The sequence below is a fragment of the Pseudomonas sp. MH9.2 genome (genome assembly GCF_034353875.1).
Lineage (GTDB): Bacteria > Pseudomonadota > Gammaproteobacteria > Pseudomonadales > Pseudomonadaceae > Aquipseudomonas.
Genome location: NZ_CP133784.1, coordinates 810,401 through 833,163, shown reverse-complemented (window position 1 = coordinate 833,163; position 22,763 = coordinate 810,401). Strand labels below are relative to the sequence as shown.

At 58.1% G+C, this 22,763-nt stretch carries 18 protein-coding genes, 4 tRNA genes and 1 pseudogene; 19 read left to right on the top strand and 4 right to left on the bottom strand.

Features of this window, described 5'->3' with window-relative positions; genetic code table 11:
• Window positions 1-31: 31 nt before the first annotated feature.
• Entirely contained in the window at window positions 32-1,084 is a 1,053-nt protein-coding gene (locus tag RHM55_RS03765; RefSeq protein ID WP_322179575.1) for an HlyD family secretion protein, read from the bottom strand.
• Window positions 1,085-1,326: 242 nt separating this feature from the next.
• On the opposite strand from RHM55_RS03765, the gene gltX reads away from it, so the two are divergent.
• From gltX to RHM55_RS03720, 9 genes are all read left to right on the top strand, one after another.
• The gene (gene gltX, locus RHM55_RS03760) at window positions 1,327-2,808 is read left to right on the top strand and encodes a glutamate--tRNA ligase (RefSeq protein ID WP_322179574.1); all 1,482 of its coding nucleotides are present in this window, start codon (window positions 1,327-1,329) and stop codon (window positions 2,806-2,808) included.
• Between the two features lie 187 nt (window positions 2,809-2,995).
• A tRNA-Ala gene (locus RHM55_RS03755) sits at window positions 2,996-3,071 on the top strand.
• A gap of 80 nt (window positions 3,072-3,151) precedes the next feature.
• A tRNA-Glu gene (locus RHM55_RS03750) sits at window positions 3,152-3,227 on the top strand.
• 52 nt (window positions 3,228-3,279) lie between these two features.
• Window positions 3,280-3,355: transfer RNA gene (locus RHM55_RS03745), tRNA-Ala, on the top strand.
• An 80-nt stretch (window positions 3,356-3,435) separates the two neighbouring features.
• A tRNA-Glu gene (locus tag RHM55_RS03740) sits at window positions 3,436-3,511 on the top strand.
• A 206-nt stretch (window positions 3,512-3,717) separates the two neighbouring features.
• Window positions 3,718-4,257, top strand: a complete 540-nt coding sequence (locus RHM55_RS03735) for a TetR/AcrR family transcriptional regulator (protein WP_322179573.1) — start codon at window positions 3,718-3,720, stop codon at window positions 4,255-4,257.
• A gap of 69 nt (window positions 4,258-4,326) precedes the next feature.
• Window positions 4,327-5,160: an alpha/beta fold hydrolase gene (locus tag RHM55_RS03730; RefSeq protein ID WP_322179572.1), complete on the top strand. Its 834-nt coding sequence runs from the start codon at window positions 4,327-4,329 to the stop codon at window positions 5,158-5,160.
• A 60-nt stretch (window positions 5,161-5,220) separates the two neighbouring features.
• A complete protein-coding gene (locus RHM55_RS03725; RefSeq protein WP_322179571.1) occupies window positions 5,221-5,661 on the top strand; it encodes a thioesterase family protein in 441 nt (146 codons plus the stop codon).
• 75 nt (window positions 5,662-5,736) lie between these two features.
• A complete protein-coding gene (locus RHM55_RS03720; RefSeq protein ID WP_322179570.1) occupies window positions 5,737-6,696 on the top strand; it encodes a tRNA dihydrouridine synthase in 960 nt (319 codons plus the stop codon).
• Window positions 6,697-6,765: 69 nt separating this feature from the next.
• On the opposite strand, the pseudogene RHM55_RS03715 reads toward RHM55_RS03720, so the two are convergent.
• Window positions 6,766-9,594: pseudogene (locus RHM55_RS03715) on the bottom strand (EAL domain-containing protein); the annotation flags it as partial.
• 129 nt (window positions 9,595-9,723) lie between these two features.
• Window positions 9,724-10,596 (bottom strand): LysR family transcriptional regulator, encoded by an 873-nt coding sequence (locus RHM55_RS03710; protein WP_322179569.1) that lies wholly within the window; start codon window positions 10,594-10,596, stop codon window positions 9,724-9,726.
• A gap of 149 nt (window positions 10,597-10,745) precedes the next feature.
• Here RHM55_RS03710 and leuC point away from each other — a divergent pair, with 149 nt between their 5' ends.
• The 5 genes from leuC (at window position 10,746) to asd (ending at window position 16,044) form a co-directional block, all read left to right on the top strand.
• Window positions 10,746-12,170 carry a 3-isopropylmalate dehydratase large subunit gene (leuC, locus tag RHM55_RS03705; protein ID WP_322179568.1) on the top strand — a complete coding sequence of 475 codons (1,425 nt, stop codon included), beginning with the start codon at window positions 10,746-10,748 and terminating at the stop codon, window positions 12,168-12,170.
• A gap of 10 nt (window positions 12,171-12,180) precedes the next feature.
• Window positions 12,181-12,822, top strand: coding sequence for a 3-isopropylmalate dehydratase small subunit (gene leuD, locus RHM55_RS03700; protein ID WP_322179567.1), 642 nt, complete (start codon window positions 12,181-12,183; stop codon window positions 12,820-12,822).
• 123 nt (window positions 12,823-12,945) lie between these two features.
• Complete coding sequence (locus RHM55_RS03695; RefSeq protein ID WP_322179566.1) at window positions 12,946-13,710, top strand: class I SAM-dependent methyltransferase; 765 nt, start codon at window positions 12,946-12,948, stop codon at window positions 13,708-13,710.
• 81 nt (window positions 13,711-13,791) lie between these two features.
• Window positions 13,792-14,874 (top strand): 3-isopropylmalate dehydrogenase, encoded by a 1,083-nt coding sequence (gene leuB, locus RHM55_RS03690; RefSeq protein ID WP_322179565.1) that lies wholly within the window; start codon window positions 13,792-13,794, stop codon window positions 14,872-14,874.
• 57 nt (window positions 14,875-14,931) lie between these two features.
• On the top strand, window positions 14,932-16,044 hold the full coding sequence (asd, locus tag RHM55_RS03685) for an aspartate-semialdehyde dehydrogenase (RefSeq protein ID WP_219060782.1): 1,113 nt from the start codon (window positions 14,932-14,934) through the stop codon (window positions 16,042-16,044).
• An 81-nt stretch (window positions 16,045-16,125) separates the two neighbouring features.
• Here the strand turns inward: asd and RHM55_RS03680 are convergent, their stop codons facing one another.
• A complete protein-coding gene (locus tag RHM55_RS03680; RefSeq protein ID WP_322179564.1) occupies window positions 16,126-17,283 on the bottom strand; it encodes an acyltransferase in 1,158 nt (385 codons plus the stop codon).
• A gap of 430 nt (window positions 17,284-17,713) precedes the next feature.
• Between RHM55_RS03680 and RHM55_RS03675 the strand changes: the two genes are divergently transcribed.
• From RHM55_RS03675 to RHM55_RS03655, 5 genes are read left to right on the top strand one after another with little or no spacing between them, the layout of a single operon-like run.
• Window positions 17,714-18,706, top strand: coding sequence for a 2-dehydro-3-deoxygalactonokinase (locus RHM55_RS03675; protein ID WP_322179563.1), 993 nt, complete (start codon window positions 17,714-17,716; stop codon window positions 18,704-18,706).
• Window position 18,707: 1 nt separating this feature from the next.
• Entirely contained in the window at window positions 18,708-19,328 is a 621-nt protein-coding gene (locus RHM55_RS03670) for a 2-dehydro-3-deoxy-6-phosphogalactonate aldolase (RefSeq protein WP_322179562.1), read from the top strand.
• A 45-nt stretch (window positions 19,329-19,373) separates the two neighbouring features.
• Entirely contained in the window at window positions 19,374-20,522 is a 1,149-nt protein-coding gene (gene dgoD, locus RHM55_RS03665) for a galactonate dehydratase (protein ID WP_219060786.1), read from the top strand.
• A gap of 55 nt (window positions 20,523-20,577) precedes the next feature.
• The gene (locus RHM55_RS03660; RefSeq protein WP_322179561.1) at window positions 20,578-21,888 is read left to right on the top strand and encodes an MFS transporter; all 1,311 of its coding nucleotides are present in this window, start codon (window positions 20,578-20,580) and stop codon (window positions 21,886-21,888) included.
• A 56-nt stretch (window positions 21,889-21,944) separates the two neighbouring features.
• A complete protein-coding gene (locus RHM55_RS03655) occupies window positions 21,945-22,763 on the top strand; it encodes an IclR family transcriptional regulator (protein WP_322179560.1) in 819 nt (272 codons plus the stop codon).

Below are 22,763 nucleotides of genomic sequence, written 5' to 3'. Positions count from 1 at the left end.
GCTTGGCTCGCCAGCGGGGCGGATCAGTTGATCACCGGCCACTGTCAGCGCCGTTTGCCTTGATGTTGACCTTGACTGTCACCGACATGCCGGGACGGATTTTGCCGTGCAACGGGTTATCGGCGGCAAAGGTCAGCTTCACTGGAATACGCTGTACCACCTTGGTGAAGTTGCCGGTGGCGTTGTCCGGCGGCAGCAGGCTGAATTGCGCACCGGAGGCGGCGAACAGGCTTTCCACCCTGGCGTTGATGGGGGTGTCGGAATAGGCGTCGAAAATCAGTTCGGCTGCTTGCCCTGGCGCCATATGGCCGATCTGGGTTTCCTTGAAGTTGGCCTGAATCCAGATGTCTTCATCCGGCACGATAGACAGCAGGTACGCGCCGACCTGTACATATTGGCCGTTGCGCGCCCCGCGTTGGCCTATCATCCCGCTGAGTGGCGCACGAATCTCGCTGCGTTGCAGGTTGAGTTCAGCTTGGGCAAGGTCGGTGCGGGCATTGGCGATCTGCGCGTCGAGGCGTTTGATTTCCGCCGAAAGGGCGACCACCTGTTGCCGCTGGCCTTGTACTTCGGCCTGGGCCTTGGTGACCTGCGAACGTGCGATATGGCTGTCGGCAGACAGGGTGGTGACGCGCTCTTCGGAAATGTAGCCGGGTTTGCGCAAAGTCTCTGCGCGGTTTAAATCGATTTGTGTGCGTCCGAAGGTTGCTTGACTGGCTGCCACTTGGGCTTCGGCGGACGCAATCATGCTGGCTTGCTGGGTCAACTTGCTGTTTGCCTGAATCCGCTCGGCTTCACGGGTATCGAGCATGGCCTTCGCCCGGTCAACGGCCAGATGGAAGTCAGCGGCATCTAGCTTCACCAACAGTTGACCTTTTTCGACGTGCTGGTTGTCCTGGACCAGAACTTCGTCGACGCGCGCGGCGAGCTGGCTGGAAATTCGGGTGATTTCGCCCTGTACATAGGCGTTGTCGGTGGTTTCATAGAAGCGGCCCTTGAAGTACCACTGGGCAAAAAAGGCGAGGGCGATCAGTAGGGCAATCGTGAAGAAGATGTACACGCGGCGTTTAAGTTGGGCGGGCATGGGCGTTCTAAATTATTTGAAATGTAAGCAAACTTATCAGTGTTTAATTCTGGCATATAGCCATACGCCAGAATAATGACTGCAGGTGATGTTTGGGTATTCATTTAGTCCGTTATGCCTTGTATCTACCTTCTATGAGGTATGCAGGCGCTCGGCCGTACGTTGATTACGCCCCTGCGCTGGAGCCATGGGGGGTGCGCCTGTTAAGATTCGACGCTTGTTCGACCTATTCGAGATCTTTCATGACCACCGTCCGCACCCGCATCGCGCCATCGCCCACTGGCGACCCCCACGTTGGCACTGCCTACATCGCATTGTTCAATTATTGCTTTGCCAAGCAACACGGTGGCGAGTTCATCCTGCGCATCGAAGACACTGACCAAGTGCGCTCGACACGTGAGTCTGAACAGCAGATTTTCGATGCGTTGCGCTGGTTGGGAATCGAGTGGAGCGAAGGCCCGGATGTCGGTGGTCCTCACGGCCCGTATCGGCAGAGCGAGCGGGGCGACATTTACCAGAAGTATTCCAAGCAGCTGGTCGAGATGGGCTACGCGTTCCCGTGCTTCTGCACCGCGGAAGAGCTCGATCAGATGCGTGCCGAACAGATGGCCCGGGGCGAAACCCCGCGCTACGACGGCCGTGCACTGTTGCTGTCGAAGGAAGAGGTTCAGCGTCGACTGGACGCTGGCGAACCGCATGTAATCCGCATGAAAGTGCCAAGCGAAGGCGTTTGCGTGGTGCCGGACATGCTGCGTGGCGACGTCGAGATCCCGTGGGATCGCATGGACATGCAAGTGTTGATGAAGACCGATGGGTTGCCGACCTATTTTCTGGCCAACGTCGTCGACGACCATCTGATGGGTATCACCCATGTCCTGCGCGGCGAAGAGTGGCTGCCGTCGGCACCTAAACTGATCCTGCTGTACGAGTATTTCGGTTGGGATCAGCCGGAGCTGTGCTACATGCCGCTGCTGCGTAACCCGGACAAGAGCAAGCTGTCCAAGCGCAAGAACCCGACTTCGGTGACGTTCTACGAGCGTATGGGTTTCATGCCTGAAGCCATGCTCAACTACCTGGGTCGCATGGGCTGGTCGATGCCGGACGAGCGCGAGAAGTTCTCGCTGGAAGAAATGGTCGAGCATTTCGACCTGTCGCGGGTTTCCCTGGGCGGGCCGATTTTCGATATCGAGAAGCTGTCCTGGCTCAACGGCCAATGGCTGCGCGAGTTGCCGGTCGAAGAGTTTGCCCGTCGTGTGCAGAATTGGGCGCTGAACCCCGAGTACATGATGAAAATCGCTCCTCACGTTCAGGGGCGCGTAGAAACTTTCAGTCAGATTGCGCCGTTGGCCGGTTTCTTCTTCGCCGGTGGCTTGCAGCTGGATGCCAAACTGTTCGAACACAAAAAACTGTCGCCCGATCAGGTCCGGCAGTTGATGCAGTTGATTCTGTGGAAACTGGAGACTCTGCGCCAGTGGGAAAAAGATCCGATTACAGGCTGCATTCAGGCTGTGGTCGAGCACTTGGAGCTCAAACTGCGCGACGCCATGCCGCTGATGTTTGCTGCAATCACGGGGCAGGCCAGCTCGGTCTCGGTCCTCGACGCGATGGAAATCCTCGGTCCGGACCTGACACGCTTCCGTCTGCGTCAGGCCATCGACTTGCTTGGCGGCGTATCGAAGAAAGAAAACAAGGAATGGGAAAAGCTGTTGGGCGCCATTGCCTGACACGCTCACCAGGCGTTGTGGGTCATTGTGTCTGCCTGGAGTAGGGCGCACAGTGGCCGTTGCGCCCCCGGATTTACGGGGGTTGGACGGTAAGTGATTGTTATGCCGACGAAAAATATTGAAATTTGTTGAAAATATATTTGACAGGTTCCAAGGTCGCGCTTAATATGCGCCCCGTCCACAACGTGGGGCTATAGCTCAGCTGGGAGAGCGCTTGCATGGCATGCAAGAGGTCAACGGTTCGATCCCGTTTAGCTCCACCAAATTGTACAATTCAAGGCTTGGCCACGCAGGCCTTGAATCGATCAGGCTCAGTCTGATCACGTTGTATAGAAGGTTTTGCGTCCCCTTCGTCTAGTGGCCTAGGACACCGCCCTTTCACGGCGGTAACAGGGGTTCGAGTCCCCTAGGGGACGCCAGTATCAAGAAGCAGTGCCGCGAGGTATTGCTCCGCCGTGAGGCGAAAAATCCGGGGCTATAGCTCAGCTGGGAGAGCGCTTGCATGGCATGCAAGAGGTCAACGGTTCGATCCCGTTTAGCTCCACCAAATTGTACAGTTCAAGGCTTGGCCACGCAGGCCTTGAATCGATCAGGCTCAGTCTGATCACGTTGTATAGAAGGTTTTGCGTCCCCTTCGTCTAGTGGCCTAGGACACCGCCCTTTCACGGCGGTAACAGGGGTTCGAGTCCCCTAGGGGACGCCACGATTGCCCGTTCTACGGGACCAAGGGTCATTCAATTATTGAATGGCCCTTTTGTTTTTGTGCTGCGTTTTACCCCTCCTGCCGTATTTTCCGTCAACCCCTTCCTGCGCTGTATCGCATTCGTCCTGCCGACCGGCGGCATGACAATCTGCTTGCCAATAAATATTATGGAGATAATATTATATCCATAATATTTGGAGGCGAGCATGAACGATAAAAAGGCGCAAACCCGCGAGCGTATTCTTCAGGCCGCCAGCTCTGCTCTGATCCAGCAGGGTCCGGTTGAGCCGAGTGTCAGCAACGTGATGGGTGCTGCCGGCCTTACGGTGGGTGGTTTTTACGCGCACTTTGAAAGTAAGGATGCCTTGATGCTCGAGGCCTTCAGTCAATTGCTCGGCCAGCGCAGGGCGCTGATGGCGCAAATTGACGAGCACTTGGCTGGCGATGAGCGCCGAGCGCTGGTCGCTGCCTTCTATTTGTCGCGTAAGCATCGGGACGCTACGGAGCATGCCTGTCCGTTGCCATCAACCGTGGGTGAGCTGTCGCGTCTGCCTGACGGTTTTCGTGCGGTATTGGCCGAGCATGTGGAGTTGATGGTGGCGCAATTGGCGGACAGCCCTGAGGACGCCGACAAGGTCCTGGCGGACATGGCATTGATGACCGGTGGTCTGGCCTTGGCGCGCGCTTTAGGCCCTTGCGAATTATCTGACCGGGTGCTCCGGGCCGCAAAGTCGGCGGTACTGTGATCAACGCTGTTTGCAGTGCCAGAATTTAAAACACACAACGCAACGCAGTGGGTTTGCAGGAGAGAAGCGATGAGCAGGTTAGGCTGGATTCGCGGAGTCAATGGCACCTTGGGTCGGCTGGCACCCAGGTTGGTGGCAGCAAAAATGCATCTGGCGTTCACTACCCCGCAGCATCGATTGCCGTCTGACTGGGAGTTGCCAGTCCTGGCCCGTGCCGAGCGCGTGACCTTGCGCTTCGGTCTTTCCGCCTTGCGTTGGGGGGCGGGTCCTACGGTGTTGCTCATGCATGGCTGGGAAGGGCGCCCAACCCAATTCGCCAGTTTGATAGAGGCCTTGGTCACTGCGGGTTATACCGTCGTGGCGCTTGACGGTCCAGTCCATGGACAGTCCCCCGGTCATGAAGCTCATGTGGTGTTGTTTGCCAGGGCGCTGCTGGAAGCTTCGGCAGAGCTTCCGCCACTCAAAGCCGTAATTGGCCATTCCATGGGCGGCGCCAGCGTGCTGCTGGCGACTCAGATGGGCCTGCGCAGCGAAACCCTGGTGAGCATTGCCGCGCCGCGCCGTGTATTGGGGGTGCTGCGTGGTTTTGCGCATCGGGTTGGATTGCCACCTGTTGCGCGCTCTTCGTTCATCAGGCAGTTCGAACGCGAGGTGGGCATGGCGGCGTCTGCGCTGGATGTCAGCCGCTATGAGCTGAATGTGCCAGGCTTGATCGTGCATGCGGAGGATGACCTCATGGTGCCGGTGGACGAAGCGCAACGGATCCACGATGCCTGGTTTGACAGCCGCTTGTTGCTCCTCAAGCAGGGCGGACATCAGCGGGTGCTGGCCGATCCGAAGGTGATCGAGGGCGTGTTGGCGTTGCTGGCCGGCAGCGCACACCCGCAGCGCCAATCTGCCTGAGCTTCCGTTACACTGCTCGCGAGTTGCTCTCCACGTTGGGGCACACATCAAGGAGCGAGCATGAGCTGGGATCTGGCAACGCCATTCGTCATTGACCTGAGTGTGGTGGCTGAAGACATCGATGGGCTGGGTCATGCCAATAATGCGGTGTACGTGACTTGGCTGGAGCGTTGCGCATGGCGACATTCACAACGGCTTGGCCTGGATTTGAGCGAGTACCGTCGAATCGATCGGGCGATGGCGGTGGTCCGGCATGAAATCGACTACCTGGCCAGCGCCTACGAGGACGACGAGCTGCAATTGGCAACCTGGATCGTCGATTGGGATCAACGCCTGAAGATGACCCGCCGTTTTCAGCTCAAGCGGCCAAGTGACGGTCTGACGTTACTGCGCGCGCAAACCACCTTCGTCTGCATCGAACTGTCCAGCGGTAAACCCAAACGTATGCCTGCCGAGTTCATCGAAGGCTATGGTCCGGCGCTGGTCAACCCGCAAGCCTGACGCCAAACGGCGTATAAGCGTTTCCAATCCAGTGGACGCCCCGTAAACTGCCGGACTTTTTTTCGAGTGTGACCCATGCAAATTGCCTTGGCGCCCATGGAGGGGTTGGTCGACGACATCCTGCGCGATGTGCTGACTCAGGTTGGCGGCATCGATTGGTGTGTGACCGAATTCATTCGTGTGTCCGAGCGCCTGATGCCGGCCCACTACTTCTACAAATACGCCTCGGAGTTGCACCAGGGGGCGAAGACCGATGCGGGTGTGCCCTTACGCCTGCAATTGCTGGGTTCCGATCCTGTGTGCCTGGCCGAAAACGCAGCCTATGCCTGTGAGCTGGGTGCCCCCGTGCTGGACCTGAACTTCGGTTGTCCGGCCAAGACCGTCAATCGTTCCCGTGGCGGCGCGATCCTGCTCAAAGAGCCGGAGTTGCTGCACAGCATCGTCAACCATGTACGGCGCGCTGTGCCTGCGCATATCCCGGTGACGGCGAAAATGCGTCTGGGTTATGAAAGCCCGGAGGGCGCTCTCGATTGCGCCCGGGCACTGGCCGATGGTGGTGCGGAGCAGATTGTGGTCCATGCTCGGACCAAGGTCGATGGCTACAAACCGCCAGCGCACTGGGAATGGATCGCGCGTATCCAGGAAGTGGTCAAGGTCCCGGTCGTTGCCAACGGCGAAATCTGGACCGTTGACGACTGGCGACGCTGCCGGGAAATATGTGGCGCCCGAGACATCATGATCGGTCGCGGGTTGGTCGCGCGCCCTGATCTGGCCCGGCAAATTGCGGCTGCCGAGGCGGGCGAAGACGTGATCGAGATGACCTGGACGCAACTGCAGCCCTTCCTGCAAGACTTCTGGCAACAGGCGTTGAACAAAATGACCCCGATTCAGGCCCCCGGCCGTTTGAAGCAATGGCTGGCGCTGCTGACCAAAAGCTATCCCGAGGCGACAACGCTGTTTAACACCCTGCGGCGTGAGACCGATTGCGAGCGGATCGGACAGTTGATTGGATTTGTTCACAGCGAGGCGGCTTGAAATCATTCTGGCTCAAGAAAGGCGCCCTGATCGGCGCCTTTCTTGTTTATGGGCTTATGGCGGCCAAACTCATGGCTCTTGTTCCTGACTCAGCATCCCCATAAACCCCTCCAGCGGCAGCGCCTCGCTGAACAAATACCCTTGATATAAATGGCAACCCAATTGTTCGAGAAACCTCAGTTGTTCCGGTTTTTCCACGCCCTCGGCGATCACTGCCAGGTTCAGACTCTGGGCCATGGCCACGATGGCGCGGATGATTTCGGCGTCGTTGGGGTCAGTGGTTGCATCGCGCACGAACGATTGATCGATTTTGAGCGCGTCCACCGGCAAGCGCTTGAGATAGGTCAGCGACGAGTAACCCGTGCCAAAATCATCCATCGCGAAGCTGACGCCCATTTTCTTCAAGCGACGCATTTTGGCGATGGTGTCGTCCAGGTTCTGGATTACGATGCCTTCGGTGATCTCCAGCTTGAGAAGCCGGCTGGGTAGGCGATGAACGCGCAGGCTACGTTCGACGCGCTCGACGAAGTCATTCTGGCGAAACTGCCGGGGACTGATGTTGACGCACATGCTGAAATCATCCGCGTCGATCAACGCTTCCCTTAATAGCTGTCCGCCTGCCTTGCACGCTTCATCAAGAATCCAGCTACCGACTTCCAGAATCATTCCGCTTTCTTCCAGCACCTGAATGAAGTGACTCGGTGCCATCGCGCCCAATTGCGGACGCTGCCAGCGCAGCAACGCTTCGGCACCGACGATGCGGCTGTCTCGTGCGTCCACCTGAGGCTGGTAGTGTAAGCTGAACTCGCCGCGGGGCAGGGCCAGGCGTAAATCGTTTTCCAGACTCAGGCGCTCACTGGCGGCTTTCTGCATGGTGCTGTGGAACAGTTGTGTGGTGTTGCGCCCAGAATCCTTGGCCCGGTACAAGGCAATGTCCGCACGCTTGAGCAGGTCAGCCGGGGTTGACCCATGATCGGGGATCAAGGCCACGCCAATGCTCGGTGTCACCTGCAGACGTTGACCGTCGAGGAACATCGGCTCTGCCAGTAACTCACGCAGGGTGTCAGCCAGGCCGCGTACCTGATGGGTGACTTCGGCCCGCGTGCCTTCCAGTCCGGTGATCAGGACCACGAATTCATCGCCGCCCAGACGCGCCACCGTATCCTCGGTGCGCACGCTGGCTTCCAGGCGTGCGGTGATGACCTTCAACACGCTGTCGCCGACCGGGTGACCGAGAGAGTCGTTGATGTGCTTGAAGTGGTCGAGGTCGAGAAACAATAGCGCGCCCCGCAGGTTATGACGTTTGAGCAGGGCAATCTGCTGGCTTAGACGATCCATCAGCAACGCGCGATTGGGCAGGTCGGTCAGCGGGTCGTGGTAGGCCAGGTGCTGAATCTGCGCCTGAGCGTTCTTCAATTGGCTGATGTCGCGGGCAGTCATCAGCAGGCACGGCGTTTCATTCAGGGTGATGGGCTCCACTGACACATCAACCGTCAGCATGTCTCCATTTTTATTGCGTGCCAGCATTTCCCGGTGATGGACGCGGCCTTGGTCCTGTAAATCACTGATTATCAGGCTGCGCTGCGCCGGTTCAGCCCAGATGCCCACGTCGTAGGCAGTGCGTCCTATCACCTCTTCGGAGCTGTAGCCGGTCAACCGGCAGAAACCGTCGTTGACCTCAAGGTAGCGACCCGAATCGCGCTCGGTGATGGTGATGGCGTCGGGGCTGGAGTGGAACGCTTTGGCAAACTTCTCTTCGCTGGCCTTGAGCGCCGCTTCGGCACGTTGCTGTTGGGTGATGTCGCGCAGGGTGGTAACAATGCACGGTTGTTCGTCGACCACGATCAAGCGGCTGGAGATGACGCAGGTCAGCAGTTCGCCTTCCTTGTTCTTCAGCAGCACCTCAAGGTTGTCCAGGCCCTTGTCGCGGATGATTTGCTTGTTGCGTTGCTGGCGTTTTAACGGGTCCGCCCAAAAACTGATATCCGTAACGTTCAGGCCGATGATTTCATCGGCTTTCCAGCCAAATGTCTGGGTGAAACTGGGGTTGATCTCGACGAATTGGCCGGTCTCGAAATGGGTGACACATACCGGGTCAGGGCTGGCTTGAAACAGGCTGGCGAACTTCTCCTCTGAACTGCTCAGGCGTTGCTCGCGCTCGACCTGGTCGCTGATGTCCAGCAACGTACCGGCCATGCGCAGCGGTTCGCCGTTTGCATCACGGTAGAGCCGGGCGCGGCTTTCGAGAAAGCGCGAAGTGCCGTTCTCCAGCTGAATGCGGTAGGTGATCTGATAATTGCCCGCCGGACCTTCGCGCAGGCTGCGATAGGCCTGACGCATGTGGTCTCGGTCTTTGCCGGGCACACCCTCGAAAAAAGCATCGAATGATTCGTGAAAAGGCTCCGGTGCCAGGCCGTGCAACTGCGCGGCTCGGGCTGACCCATACAACATGCCGGTGGGGATGTGCCAGTCCCACGTGCCCAGTTGCGCCGAATCCAGTGCCAGGTCCAGACGCTCCTGACTTTCTTTGAGGGCCAGTTCGGCACGCTTGTGTTCGGTGTTGTCCAGAAAAGTGCTGAGAAGATAGGCGCAGTTATCCAGCACGATCTTCTGTGCGCAGAGCGTGCCATCGTGAACCCGGCCATTGCTGGCGTGCAATTGCACCTCAAGGGTAACGGGTTTGGGTTCGCCCTTGACCATGTCGTGAACCTGTTGACGTTGTGCCGGAACAGCCCACAGCCCGATTTCCACGCTGGTACGGCCCAGAATATCTTTGATTGGCCAGCCCAGCAGGCTTTCGAAATGTCGATTGGCCTCACAGATAAGGCCGTCTTCCAGCCGGGTCAGAAGGACTACATTGGGACTGAGGTTATACAGAGTCTCAAAGCGTTTTTCCGACTCGCTGGAGTCGGTGACCTGGTGAAACGCCGGGAGTAGGAGGCCGTCAGCTGTTTTGGGCATCGGTCAACAAGCCTTGAGAAAGTGGGCAAAGACGTTGATTGTTTTAAGCGCTTTTATGCTCGGAGACTACGTTATTTGCGCATCCAGTAATGCCATGAATGCTCGTGCGGCATTGGAGAGTGTCCTTTCAGTGTGCACAATGTAGCCTAGCTGGCGAGTGAGCTGAATGCCCGGCAAAGGGATGCGCGCTACTTGATCATCAAGCATGGTGCGTGGCAAGACGCTCCAGGCCAGGCCAATGGAGACCATCATTTTGATGGTCTCCATATAGTTGGTGCTCATGGCGATGTTCGGTTTCAGGCCTTGAGCTTCGCACAGGCGGCTGACGATGTGATGGGTGAATGTATTTTCTCCGGGAAACACCGCTGGATAGCGCGCTATATCCATCAGGCTTACAGCGCCGCTGTTGGCCAAGGGATGTTCTGGGGCTGCGACGAAATCCAGTGGGTCGTCCCAGACCACTACCGCCTTGACCAGCGTATGCGGTTGCGGAGCGAGGGTGATCACCGCCAGTTCGGCGCGCCCATGGAGGATTTCATCGTAGGCCACTTCCGAGTCGAGAAACTGGATGTCCAGCGCGACCTCGGGGTATCGCCGTGTGAACTCGCGCAATAAGGGAGGCAGGCGATGCAGGCCGATGTGGTGGCTGGTTGCCAGGGTCAGGCGTCCGCTGATCTCGCCGCTGAGGTTAGTCAATGCGCGGCGAGTGTCGTCCAGCACGCTAAGGATTTGATAGGCTCTGGGCAGCAGTGCCCGGCCAGCCTCGGTCAGGCTGACTTCACGACCCAGTCGGTCGAACAGCCGAACCTTGAGTTGCTGCTCCAGACCGGCAATTCGTTTACTGATCGCTGGCTGGGTCAGATGCAAGCGTTCCCCTGCCGCTGAGAAGCCTCCTGTCTCGGCAATGGCAATAAACGCGTTGAGATTGGCTAGATCCATTTTAGGATTCCAATTGGTTATCCAAAGCATAAAAAATATGAATTTGAGTTATTTAATCATACCCCATAGGATCTTCCTCACAAGCCAAAGGGTTATTGAGCCACGTCATCGATAACCGGCATAGAAACAAGCTGATGAGGAAACGTCTGATGGCCGGCAAAACGCTCTACGACAAGCTCTGGGATTCGCATTTGGTCAAACAGCGCGACGATGGTTCGGCGCTGATTTATATCGACCGTCACATCATTCACGAAGTGACCTCGCCGCAAGCCTTCGAGGGTCTGCGTCTGGCCGGGCGCAAGCCATGGCGGATCGATGCCAACATTGCCACTCCAGACCATAACGTGCCGACGACACCGGAGCGTAAAGGCGGGATTGAGGCCATCGTCGATCAAGTGTCTCGTCTGCAGGTGCAGACCCTTGACGACAACTGCGATGAATATGGCATTACCGAATTCAAGATGAATGACCCACGTCAGGGCATCGTTCACGTCATTGGCCCTGAGCAAGGCGCTACGTTGCCGGGTATGACCGTGGTCTGCGGCGATTCGCACACCTCGACTCACGGTGCGTTTGGCGCGTTGGCCCATGGCATCGGCACTTCCGAGGTCGAGCATGTGCTCGCTACGCAGTGCCTGGTCGCCCAGAAAATGAAAAACATGTTGGTGTCGGTCGAAGGCACATTGCCGTTTGGCGTCACGGCCAAAGACATCGTTCTTGCTGTTATCGGCAAGATCGGTACGGCGGGCGGCAATGGTCATGCTATCGAGTTCGCAGGCAGCGCGATTCGCGACCTGTCCGTCGAAGGGCGTATGACCATCTGCAACATGTCCATCGAAGCCGGCGCTCGCGTGGGCCTGGTGGCGACTGATGAAAAAACGGTCGCTTACGTGAAGGGTCGTCCGTTTGCCCCTAAAGGTGCGGAGTGGGACTTGGCTGTCGAAGCCTGGAAGGACCTGGTGTCCGATGCCGACGCCACCTTCGATACCGTGATCAAGCTCGATGCCGCTCAGATCAAGCCGCAAGTCAGTTGGGGCACTTCACCGGAAATGGTGTTGGCCGTCGATCAAAACGTGCCTGACCCGGCCAAAGAAACCGATCTGGTCAAGCGGGGTTCTATCGAGCGCGCGTTGAAGTACATGGGCTTGCATGCCAATCAGGCGATCACTGACATTCAGCTGGATCGTGTGTTTATCGGCTCCTGCACCAACTCGCGGATCGAAGACTTGCGTGCTGCGGCAGAGATCGCCAAAGGCCGCAAAGTTGCTTCCACCGTCAAACAGGCCATCGTGGTGCCAGGCTCGGGTCTGGTGAAGGCGCAGGCGGAAAAAGAAGGGCTGGACAAGATTTTCATCGAGGCCGGTTTTGAATGGCGTGAACCGGGCTGCTCGATGTGCCTGGCGATGAACCCGGACCGTTTGGAGTCCGGCGAGCATTGCGCGTCCACATCCAACCGTAACTTCGAAGGCCGTCAAGGCGCCGGTGGCCGTACTCACCTGGTCAGCCCTGCCATGGCGGCAGCGGCGGCGGTCAACGGTCGATTCGTCGACGTTCGTGACTTGATCCAACACTAAGGAGCCCAGCATGAAAGCATTTACTCAGCACACCGGCCTCGTCGCTCCTTTGGATCGTGCCAACGTCGACACTGATCAGATCATTCCCAAACAGTTTCTCAAATCGATCAAACGCACGGGCTTTGGTCCTAATCTGTTTGACGAGTGGCGCTATCTGGATGTGGGGCAACCTTATCAGGACAACTCCAAGCGTCCATTGAACAAGGATTTCGTGCTCAATAACGCGCGTTATCAAGGTGCCAGCGTATTACTGGCTCGCGAGAATTTTGGCTGCGGTTCCAGCCGTGAACACGCGCCTTGGGCGCTGGAAGAATATGGCTTTCGCAGCATCATTGCGCCGAGCTATGCCGACATCTTCTTCAACAACAGCTTCAAGAACGGTCTGCTGCCGATCATCCTCAGCGATGCGGAGGTCGATGAGTTGTTCGAACAGGTCGAGGCCACGCCGGGTTATCAATTGAACGTTGATCTGGTGGCGCAGACCGTGACCCGTCCTGACGGCAAAGTCTTGAGCTTCGAGATCGATGCGTTCCGCAAGCACTGCCTGCTCAACGGCCTGGACGACATTGGTCTGACGCTGATGGATGGCGAGGCGATTGCCCGCTTCGAAAGCATGCATCGCGCCAGCCAGCCGTGGTTGTTTCGCGACTGATTGATAGACCGCGTCAAGCTGACCGCGGGCAAGCCCGCTTCTGCAGAATGCGTACTGTTCTTGTAGGAGCGGGCTTGCCCGCGATAGCGTCCCGACAGTCGAAGCCTATTAAGGAACTCCATGATGACCCACACCGCGCACACCCAAGTCGTCCAGCGTCAATTCGGTGAACAGGCAGCGGCCTATCTGAGCAGTGCTGTGCACGCTCAAGGCACCGAGTTCGCGTTGCTACAGGCCGAAGTGGCCGGGCGTGGCGATGCGCGAGTGCTGGATCTGGGCTGTGGCGCCGGTCATGTGAGTTTTAATGTGGCGTCGTCGGTGGGCGAGGTGGTGGCTTACGACCTGTCGCAGCAGATGCTCGATGTGGTCGCCAGCGCGGCGGTAGAGCGTGGACTGAGCAACGTGCAAACGGTCTGTGGGGCCGCCGAGCGCCTTCCGTTCGAGGACGGCGAGTTCGATTTTGTGTTCAGCCGTTACTCGGCGCATCACTGGAGCGATCTGGGCCTGGCCCTGCGTGAAGTGCGACGCGTGCTGAAACCGGGTGGCGTTGCGGCGTTTATCGACGTCATGTCGCCAGGCAGTCCGCTGTTCGATACGTATCTGCAAAGTGTTGAAGTGCTGCGCGACACCAGCCACGTCCGCGACTATTCTGCGGGTGAGTGGTTGCGCCATGTCAGCGAGGCCGGGTTATTCACCCGCAGTCACAGCCGTCAGCGCTTGCACCTGGAGTACAGTTCGTGGGTCGAGCGTATGCGCACGCCACAGGTGTTGCGTGTCGCGATTCGTGAGTTGCAGGAGGCAATGGGTGCAGAAGTGCGCGAGTATTTTGAGATCACTGACGACGGCTCCTTCAGCACCGATGTGCTGGTGTTGTGGGCAGAACGTTAGTCTTGTTGCTTCTATAAAAAGCAGTGATGGTTCTTTTTGCAGGCGCACGATCACGCGCCGTTTAAATGGATTGAGGAACGTATGAGCAAGCAGATTCTGATTCTCCCAGGTGATGGTATCGGTCCGGAAATCATGGCCGAAGCGGTCAAGGTGCTGGAGTTGGTCAATGACAAGTTTCAGTTGGGCTTCGTGCTCAGCCATGACCTGATCGGTGGCGCGGCCATCGACAAGTATGGCGTGCCTTTGGCCGATGAAACCCTGGCCCGCGCCCGCGCTGCCGATGCTGTGCTGCTCGGTGCCGTCGGTGGCCCGAAATGGGACACGCTGGACCGTGCAATTCGTCCGGAAAAAGGCCTGCTGAAGATTCGCTCCGAGCTGAAACTGTTCGGCAACCTGCGGCCAGCCATTCTGTATCCGCAATTGGCTGAAGCGTCCACCTTGAAACCGGAAGTGGTGTCGGGCCTGGACATCCTGATCGTTCGTGAGCTGACCGGCGGTATCTACTTCGGTACGCCACGGGGTATTCGTACCCTCGACAACGGCGAGCGCGAGGGTTACAACACTCTCCCGTACAGCGAGAGCGAAATCCGTCGTATCGCCCGTGTAGGCTTTGACATGGCCCGGCTTCGCAGCAAGAAACTGTGCTCGGTGGACAAAGCCAACGTCATGGAATCCAGCCAGCTCTGGCGTGAAGTGGTCGAACAGGTCGCCAAGGATTATCCTGATGTCGAGCTGAGCCACATGTACGTCGACAACGCGGCGATGCAACTGGTACGTGCACCCAAGCAGTTCGATGTGATCGTCACCGATAACCTGTTCGGCGATATTCTGTCAGACGAGGCTTCGATGCTCACCGGTTCTATCGGCATGCTGCCTTCGGCGTCGCTGGATGCCAACAGTAAGGGCATGTACGAACCCTGCCACGGCTCTGCTCCAGACATCGCAGGGCAGGGCATTGCCAACCCGCTGGCAACGATTCTGTCGGTCGCGATGATGCTGCGTTACAGCTTCAATCAGCTGGCTGCTGCTGAGGCGATCGAACGGGCTGTGAGCCTGGTACTGGATCAAGGTTTGCGTACCGGCGACATCTGGTCGATTGGTAACGCCAAAGTAGGTACGCAGGAAATGGGCGAGGCCGTAGTCGCCGCGCTGCTCAATCTGTAATATCTCGGGCCCGCTCTTATCGGAGCGGCCCACTTTTTCGTTAAAGGTGCAGTTGCGATGAAACGTGTAGGTCTGATCGGTTGGCGCGGTATGGTCGGTTCCGTGCTCATGCAGCGGATGCTGGAAGAGCAGGATTTTGATCTGATCGAGCCGGTGTTCTTCACCACGTCCAACGTCGGTGGCCAAGGCCCGGCCGTGGGCAAGGATATTGCGCCCCTGAAGGACGCTTACAGCATCGAAGAACTCAAAACCCTCGACGTGGTTCTGACCTGTCAGGGTGGCGACTACACCAATGAGGTCTTCCCGAAACTGCGCGAAGCCGGCTGGCAGGGGTACTGGATCGATGCCGCTTCCAGCCTGCGTATGCAGGATGACGCGGTAATCGTGCTGGACCCGGTAAACCGCAAGGTGATCGACCAGCAGCTCGATGCCGGGACCAAAAACTTCATTGGCGGCAACTGCACGGTCAGCCTGATGCTGATGGGCCTGGGCGGTTTGTTCGAAGCCGGTCTGGTGGAGTGGATGAACGTCATGACGTATCAGGCGGCCTCCGGTGCCGGCGCGCAGAACATGCGTGAACTGATCAAGCAGATGGGTGCTACTCACGCTGCCGTGGCCGACGACTTGGCCAACCCGGCCAGCGCGATCCTCGACATCGACCGCAAGGTTGCCGAAGCCATGCGCAGCGAAGCCTTCCCGACTGAGAACTTCGGCGTGCCATTGGCCGGCAGTTTGATTCCGTGGATCGACAAAGAGTTGCCGAACGGTCAGAGCCGTGAAGAGTGGAAAGGCCAGGCCGAGACCAACAAGATCCTGGGTCGCTTCAAGAACCCGATCCCGGTCGATGGTATCTGCGTGCGCATCGGCTCCATGCGTTGCCACAGCCAGGCGCTGACCATCAAGCTGAACAAGGATGTGCCAATCGCCGACATCGAAGGCATGATCAGCCAGCACAACCCATGGGTGAAGCTGGTACCGAACCACCGTGAAGCGAGCATTCAAGAGCTGAGCCCAACGGCGGTAACCGGGACAATGAGCATTCCGGTGGGACGTCTGCGCAAGCTGAACATGGGCTCGCAATACTTGGGCGCGTTCACTGTTGGCGACCAGTTGCTCTGGGGCGCCGCCGAACCGCTGCGTCGTATGTTGCGGATTCTGCTGGAACGTTAATGCGTTAGCTGTTTCAAAAAAAACCGCTTCTCGTTTGAGAAGCGGTTTTTTATTGCGCGTGTGAAAGCGTAGCGAGCGAATTCATTCGGGAAGGCGTGGTGCCAGGCTTGCCGCGGTCAAGCGGTCCTTGCTCCATCGCTTGCCAAGCGCGATGCCGCGCAGTTCGATGTGGCGATAGCTCAGCACCGAAACAGCCAGCACCGCCGCCACTTCAATGACCATCAGTAGATTGTCGAGTGCCATGCTGCCGGTATCGATATAGCGGATAACCACGCCAACGATTTCGCTGGGTAGGTCTATCAGCAGCGGCAGGTGGGTAAGCTTGGCGACAATCATCACCCCGATCGACATCGCGAAAATCACCGCTGCGTGGGTCATATAGATAGAAAACGACAGCATGCCAAGCCAGGTGAACAGAGATTTTCGCAGCAGCGTCGACACCCAGCCGGCTTCGAACGCAAACACCCAGATCGCCACGCAGAACAGCAGGCTCAGGAGAATATCCTGGGGCGTATCGCTGTAAATCATGATCAGGTAGATCACACCTAGAACCAGCACCTCAAGCGCGCTGCCAAGCAGTGGACTCAGGTGCAGGCTTGGCAGTTTTGCGTATACCCGGTAAGTAACGCCCCCCGCAAAAAAACAGCCCAGACCTTTCAGCGCATTGTCCGTTACCAGCGTGCTCTTGAAGTAGAGCGCGAGGAAAGCGAGTACCGCGATGGCTACGAAAACCTTGCGCGCCTGCGTCGGCAAGGCCAGGGCGATCAGGCCGAAGATCAGGTACAGGTAGTATTCGACGCTGATGCTCCACGACGGATAGTTGAACGACAGCGCGTTGAAACTCGGCCACCAGGACTGAATCAACAGCAGGTTCGGCACAATCTCGTCGGGCGCCCGGGCGCCGGTGAAGCTCGGGGCGTTGAAGGACATCCCGTAGCGCTCGACCACGACTTTCAATACTTCGAAGCCGATGAATACCGCCAGCATCACCACGTGCAGCGGGTACAGGCGGCAGGTGCGAGTGATCACGAAACGGCGCAACTGCTCGACCGAGCCCAACCGGTTCGCATAGGTGTGATAAAGCACAAAGCCGCTGAGGACGAAGAAGAACTCGACGAGGTAGTTAGCGTTCTTGAAAAACGTCAGTTCAGTAAAGCTGCGCAGCGCGTGGGAGTGATGCATCACCACCGCCAAGGCACACAGACCGCGAAAACTATCGAGCACCAGAAATCGCTTCATGGCAGTTGTCCTTGCAGATGAGAAGTGGGTCTGACGACTTTTTTGGCAACGCGGCAATGGCCGCACAAACGCAATGCGCACGGCATGACCACAACCCTGGAAACCTGTGCGCGACAAAGCGTCAACAGGCCAGAGACAGAGAACACACGGGGAGGGAACGGGCGAAGAATTTAAGGATAGTTACCACCCTCGGCGCAGGGGCCGATTGGAGGGTGGATCAACTTGGGGAATGCTTGGGCAGTATGCCGTATTTGGCAGAAATGATGCCAGTGCTGACGTGCTGCGTACAGGCGCGTTTGTCGGCACTTTATGTATGGCTTGTAATTCCCTATATATGGGATATGAATTTACATATTGAGACGATGCAGGCTTTGGGTCTATAGTCGTCGCGCACTCACTTATCTCGCAAAAAAATAAAACAGGTGAAGCGATGCACGCGCAATTGATCGCGCTCGATTGGGGGACAACCTCTCTGCGTGCCTATCGGCTCGGGGAACAGGGTCAGGTTCTGGAACAGCGCTCACTGAGCGCAGGCATCATGCAGTTGCCGACGGCCCCTCGGCTGATTGCCGGCGTGATGTGTGTCGATGGATTTGAGCTGGCGTTCGATCAGGCGTGTGGTGATTGGCTCGACGCCGAGCCCGGGACGCCTGTCATCGCCTGCGGCATGGTTGGCAGCGCCCAGGGATGGAGTGAAGCGGTGTACCGCGAAACCCCTGCGGATGTGGCGGGTCTCAGCGCAGCCCTGCAAACCGTACGCAGTGTCCGTGGGGTCGATGTACACATCGTTCCTGGCGTGCTGCAGCGTTCTGTGTTGCCCAATATGATGCGCGGTGAAGAAACCCAGGTTATGGGTATTCTCGCCAGCTTGCCCGCCGAAAAAAATCACGACCCATTGTTGATCGGCCTGCCTGGCAGCCACTCGAAATGGGTGCAGGTCACCGATGGCTGCATCGTGCATTTCGACACGTTTATGACGGGCGAGGTCTATGCCGCCCTGAGTGCACACACCATCCTCGGTCGAACCCTGCAGCACAGCGAGGCGTTCGACGCCGAGGCATTTGATCGCGGTGTCGCTGTCGCAGGGTCTGCCGACGGTGCAGCCGGGCTGCTGTCGACGATATTCAGCTGTCGGACCCTTGGCTTGACCGGTGAACTCAGCGCCACCGCGCAGTCCGACTATCTGTCCGGTCTGTTGATCGGTCACGAATTGGTCGCGCTTGTCGCCTTGCAGCAGCGAGCCCGCGAACACCTCCCTCCCATCATCCTGATCGGCAATAGCCAGCTGTGCGCGCGTTATTCACGTGCGCTGGCCGCCTGCGGTTTCGCTCAGGTGACCGTGGCCGAACAGGCTACCGAACGCGGTTTATGGCAATTGGCGGTACAGGCCAACTTGCTCAAGCCCACTCTTGTAGAGGTCTGACATGCTCAAACAAACACTGGCTAAAAACGGCTTGATCGCGATCCTCCGTGGTCTGCGTCCTGAAGAGGCGGCGTCCATCGGTGAGGTGCTGTATCAAGCGGGTTTTCGCGTCATCGAAGTGCCGCTTAACTCACCTGAGCCTTACGACAGCATCCGTATTCTGCGCGCAACGTTGCCCGCCGATTGCCTTATCGGCGCTGGCACGGTGTTGACGCCTGAGCAAGTGGGGCGGGTCAAGGAGGCGGGCGGTCAAGTGATCGTCATGCCGCACAGCGACCCAAAGGTGCTGCGCGCAGCCAAAGCGGCGGGCTTGTACCTGTCGCCGGGTGTTGCCACGCCGACCGAGGCCTTCGCCGCACTGGCTGAGGGCGCGGACGTACTCAAGCTGTTTCCCGCCGAGCAAATGGGGCCCGCAGTGGTCAAGGCCTTCCTTGCTGTATTGCCAGCCGGTACCGCACTGATCCCGGTGGGCGGCATTACCCCGGACAACATGCAGGTCTTTATCGACGCCGGTGTGTGCGGTTTCGGACTTGGCTCCGGGTTGTTCAAACCGGGGATGAGCGCCGCTGAGGTTGCCGAGCGCGCCGATGCCTACGTATCTGCATGGAATCAATTGAGCTGAGCTGATCGGCGCCCTGAGCGTCGCCTCCAATAAGAGAGCGCACACATGAAAATCACCAAACTCACGACGTTTATTGTTCCGCCACGCTGGTTGTTCCTGAAAATCGAGACCGACCAAGGTGTGACCGGTTGGGGCGAGCCGGTGGTCGAAGGCCGTGCGCACACGGTCGCTGCGGCGGTGGATGAATTGTCCGATTACCTGATTGGCAAGGACCCGCGCAACATCGAGGACATCTGGACCGTGCTCTATCGCGGCGGTTTTTATCGGGGTGGGGCGGTGCACATGAGCGCCCTGGCCGGGATTGATCAGGCGTTGTGGGACATCAAGGGCAAGGCCCTGGGTGTGTCGGTCAGCGATTTGCTCGGCGGTCAGGTGCGCGACAAAATCCGAGTGTATTCCTGGATCGGCGGTGATCGCCCAGCCGACACCGCTCGCGCTGCCAAAGAGGCCGTGGACCGTGGTTTTACCGCCATCAAGATGAACGGCACCGAGGAGTTGCAGTTCCTCGACTCCTTCGAAAAAGTCGACCTGGCGCTGGCCAACGTCGCCGCCGTGCGGGATGCCGTCGGGCCTAACGTCGGCATTGGCGTCGACTTCCATGGCCGGGTGCACAAACCCATGGCCAAGGTGCTAATGAAGGAACTCGATCCGTACAAGTTGATGTTCATCGAAGAACCGGTGCTCAGCGAGAACTACGAAGCACTCAAGGAACTGGCGCCCCTGACCAGCACCCCGATTGCCTTGGGTGAGCGATTGTTTTCGCGCTGGGACTTCAAACGAGTCCTGAGCGAAGGCTACGTCGACATCATTCAGCCCGATGCCTCGCACGCAGGCGGGATCACCGAAACCCGCAAAATTGCCAACATGGCTGAAGCTTACGATGTCGCCCTCGCGCTGCATTGTCCGCTAGGGCCGATTGCCCTGGCTGCCTGTTTGCAACTGGATGCGGTTTGCTACAACGCGTTTATCCAGGAGCAGAGCCTGGGCATCCATTACAACGAAAGTAACGACCTGCTCGATTACATCAAAAACCCGGAAGTATTCGACTACGACAAAGGCTTCGTGAAGATCCCCAACGGCCCGGGCCTGGGCATCGAAATCAACGAAGAATACGTCAAGGAGCGCGCCGCCATCGGCCATCGCTGGCGTAACCCGATCTGGCGCCATGCCGATGGCAGTTTTGCCGAGTGGTGATTCAGTAATCCCCCGCTCCGTGTTGTCCTCAAATAATCATAATAAGAGGCACCCCATGCAACCTCAGACCTTCGCAGGAAAGACGTCATTAGTGACGCCGAGCCGTAAGCGTTTTTTCATCATGGTGCTGTTGTTCATTACGGTAGTGATCAACTACCTGGATCGCGCCAACCTGTCGATTGCTGCACCGGCCCTGACCACGGAGCTGGGGATCGATCCGATTCATGTCGGTTTGATCTTTTCCGCTTTCGGCTGGACCTACGCCGCGATGCAGATCCCCGGCGGCTGGCTGGTGGACCGCGTACCGCCGCGGATTCTCTATGCCGTCGCGCTGTTGCTGTGGTCACTGGCGACCATCATGCTCGGCTTCGCGGCCAGTTTTATCGCGCTGTTTGTTCTGCGTATGGCAGTGGGCGCCCTGGAAGCGCCGGCTTATCCAATCAACAGCCGCGTGGTGACCACTTGGTTCCCGGAGCGTGAACGGGCGACGGCGATTGGGTTTTATACGTCCGGGCAGTTTGTCGGGCTGGCGTTTCTGACGCCGGTTCTGGCCTGGTTGCAGGCGCAGTATGGCTGGCACATGGTTTTCGTCAGCACTGGTGCCGTGGGTGTCATCTGGGCACTGGTGTGGTTTTTGGTGTATCGCGAGCCGCGTGATTTCAACGGCGTCAATCAGGCGGAAATCGAGCTGATTCGCGACGGGGGCGGGCTGGTGGATATCCAGACCAGTACCGAGAAAAACAAACGCGGTTTCAGCTGGCCGGATCTGGGGATCGTCCTGAGCAAGCGCAAGCTCTGGGGCATCTATTTGGGCCAGTTCTGTCTGAACTCGACGCTGTGGTTCTTCCTGACCTGGTTCCCGACTTACCTGGTGAAGTACCGTGGCATGGACTTCATAAAGTCCGGTTTACTGGCCTCACTGCCGTTTCTTGCGGCATTCGTGGGTGTGCTCTGTTCGGGTTTCTTCTCCGATTGGCTGATCCGTCGCGGCAGCAGCGTGGGTTTTGCCCGCAAGTTGCCGATTATCGGCGGGTTGCTGATTTCGACCTCAATCATAGGCGCCAACTACGTCGAGTCGACACCGCTGGTGATCGCCTTTCTCGCGCTAGCGTTCTTCGGTAACGGGCTGGCGTCGATCACCTGGTCGCTGGTGTCGACTCTGGCGCCAGCCCGATTGCTGGGATTGACCGGCGGCACCTTTAATTTCATCGGCAACCTGGCGGCGATCACCACACCCATCGTGATCGGTTTTCTGGCAACAGGGGATTCTTTTGCGCCCGCGATCACCTACGTAGCCGTGTTGGCGCTGGTAGGGGCGCTGTCGTACATTCTGTTGGTGGGGAAGGTCGAGCGCATCGAGTTGTAACCGAGGCAAGCTGGCGACAATAATGCCGTCAGCTTTCTGAATGAATAAGGCGTGATATGCAGCACGATTCACTCAACCCTGCGATAAGCAACGCCACCAAGGACGTCTCGCCAACCGGTACCCAAACCCTGTTGCGTGGGCTTGGTGTGGTTCAGGCCGTGGCCAGCGGTGCCCGTGACCTCAAGGAAATTGCCCGGGTTATCGGCACCACGCGCAGCACGACCCATCGCCTGGTCAGTTGTCTGGTGGAGGAGCGTTATCTGCGGGTTTTGCCACAGGTGGGTTACCTGCTCGGGCCCAAGCTGATCGAGCTGGGTTTTCAGGCCCGTGAGGAAGTGCCGCTGGCAATTTTGGCGCGTCCATACCTCGACGAGTTGTCAGCGCTGACCGGGGATACCGTGCACTTGGCGATTCGTGAGGGTGATGACGTGCTGTATCTGCACAAAAATCCAGGTCGCAATGGTCCCGAAATGCGCTCGCGGGTCGGTCATCGCATGCCGTTGGCGCGCACCGGGATTGGCAAGGCGTTGATGATTGATTGCACGCAGGACGAGTGGCAGCGTCTGTATCAGGTCAGTTTGCCAGTCGACGGAAAATCCATGGTGTGGCCGCAGCATCAGGAACAGTCCTGGGAACAGTTCCAGCAGCGAATGCAGGACTATGTCGCGGGGGGCTATGCGTTTGATCTGGAGGACAACGAACCGTCGATTCGCTGTGTCGCCGCGCCGGTACGTGATGCCAGCAACCGAATCGTTGCTGGCATCAGTATTGCCAGTACCGTGCCTTATATGCCCCTGGAGAAAATGGCCGAGCTGATCCCGCTGATCAAACAGACCGCAGCGCGACTCTCGGCCGAGTTAGGGGCCAAAGCCTGA

Excerpts from the sequence above, each read along its gene's own strand:
- RHM55_RS03765 (WP_322179575.1), bottom strand. The coding sequence starts at position 1,084 with ATGCCCGCCCAACTTAAACGCCGCGTGTACATCTTCTTCACGATTGCC.
- gltX (WP_322179574.1), top strand. The coding sequence starts at position 1,327 with ATGACCACCGTCCGCACCCGCATCGCGCCATCGCCCACTGGCGACCCC.
- RHM55_RS03735 (WP_322179573.1), top strand. The coding sequence starts at position 3,718 with ATGAACGATAAAAAGGCGCAAACCCGCGAGCGTATTCTTCAGGCCGCC.
- RHM55_RS03730 (WP_322179572.1), top strand. The coding sequence starts at position 4,327 with ATGAGCAGGTTAGGCTGGATTCGCGGAGTCAATGGCACCTTGGGTCGG.
- RHM55_RS03725 (WP_322179571.1), top strand. The coding sequence starts at position 5,221 with ATGAGCTGGGATCTGGCAACGCCATTCGTCATTGACCTGAGTGTGGTG.
- RHM55_RS03720 (WP_322179570.1), top strand. The coding sequence starts at position 5,737 with ATGCAAATTGCCTTGGCGCCCATGGAGGGGTTGGTCGACGACATCCTG.
- RHM55_RS03710 (WP_322179569.1), bottom strand. The coding sequence starts at position 10,596 with ATGGATCTAGCCAATCTCAACGCGTTTATTGCCATTGCCGAGACAGGA.
- leuC (WP_322179568.1), top strand. The coding sequence starts at position 10,746 with ATGGCCGGCAAAACGCTCTACGACAAGCTCTGGGATTCGCATTTGGTC.
- leuD (WP_322179567.1), top strand. The coding sequence starts at position 12,181 with ATGAAAGCATTTACTCAGCACACCGGCCTCGTCGCTCCTTTGGATCGT.
- RHM55_RS03695 (WP_322179566.1), top strand. The coding sequence starts at position 12,946 with ATGACCCACACCGCGCACACCCAAGTCGTCCAGCGTCAATTCGGTGAA.
- leuB (WP_322179565.1), top strand. The coding sequence starts at position 13,792 with ATGAGCAAGCAGATTCTGATTCTCCCAGGTGATGGTATCGGTCCGGAA.
- asd (WP_219060782.1), top strand. The coding sequence starts at position 14,932 with ATGAAACGTGTAGGTCTGATCGGTTGGCGCGGTATGGTCGGTTCCGTG.
- RHM55_RS03680 (WP_322179564.1), bottom strand. The coding sequence starts at position 17,283 with ATGAAGCGATTTCTGGTGCTCGATAGTTTTCGCGGTCTGTGTGCCTTG.
- RHM55_RS03675 (WP_322179563.1), top strand. The coding sequence starts at position 17,714 with ATGCACGCGCAATTGATCGCGCTCGATTGGGGGACAACCTCTCTGCGT.
- RHM55_RS03670 (WP_322179562.1), top strand. The coding sequence starts at position 18,708 with ATGCTCAAACAAACACTGGCTAAAAACGGCTTGATCGCGATCCTCCGT.
- dgoD (WP_219060786.1), top strand. The coding sequence starts at position 19,374 with ATGAAAATCACCAAACTCACGACGTTTATTGTTCCGCCACGCTGGTTG.
- RHM55_RS03660 (WP_322179561.1), top strand. The coding sequence starts at position 20,578 with ATGCAACCTCAGACCTTCGCAGGAAAGACGTCATTAGTGACGCCGAGC.
- RHM55_RS03655 (WP_322179560.1), top strand. The coding sequence starts at position 21,945 with ATGCAGCACGATTCACTCAACCCTGCGATAAGCAACGCCACCAAGGAC.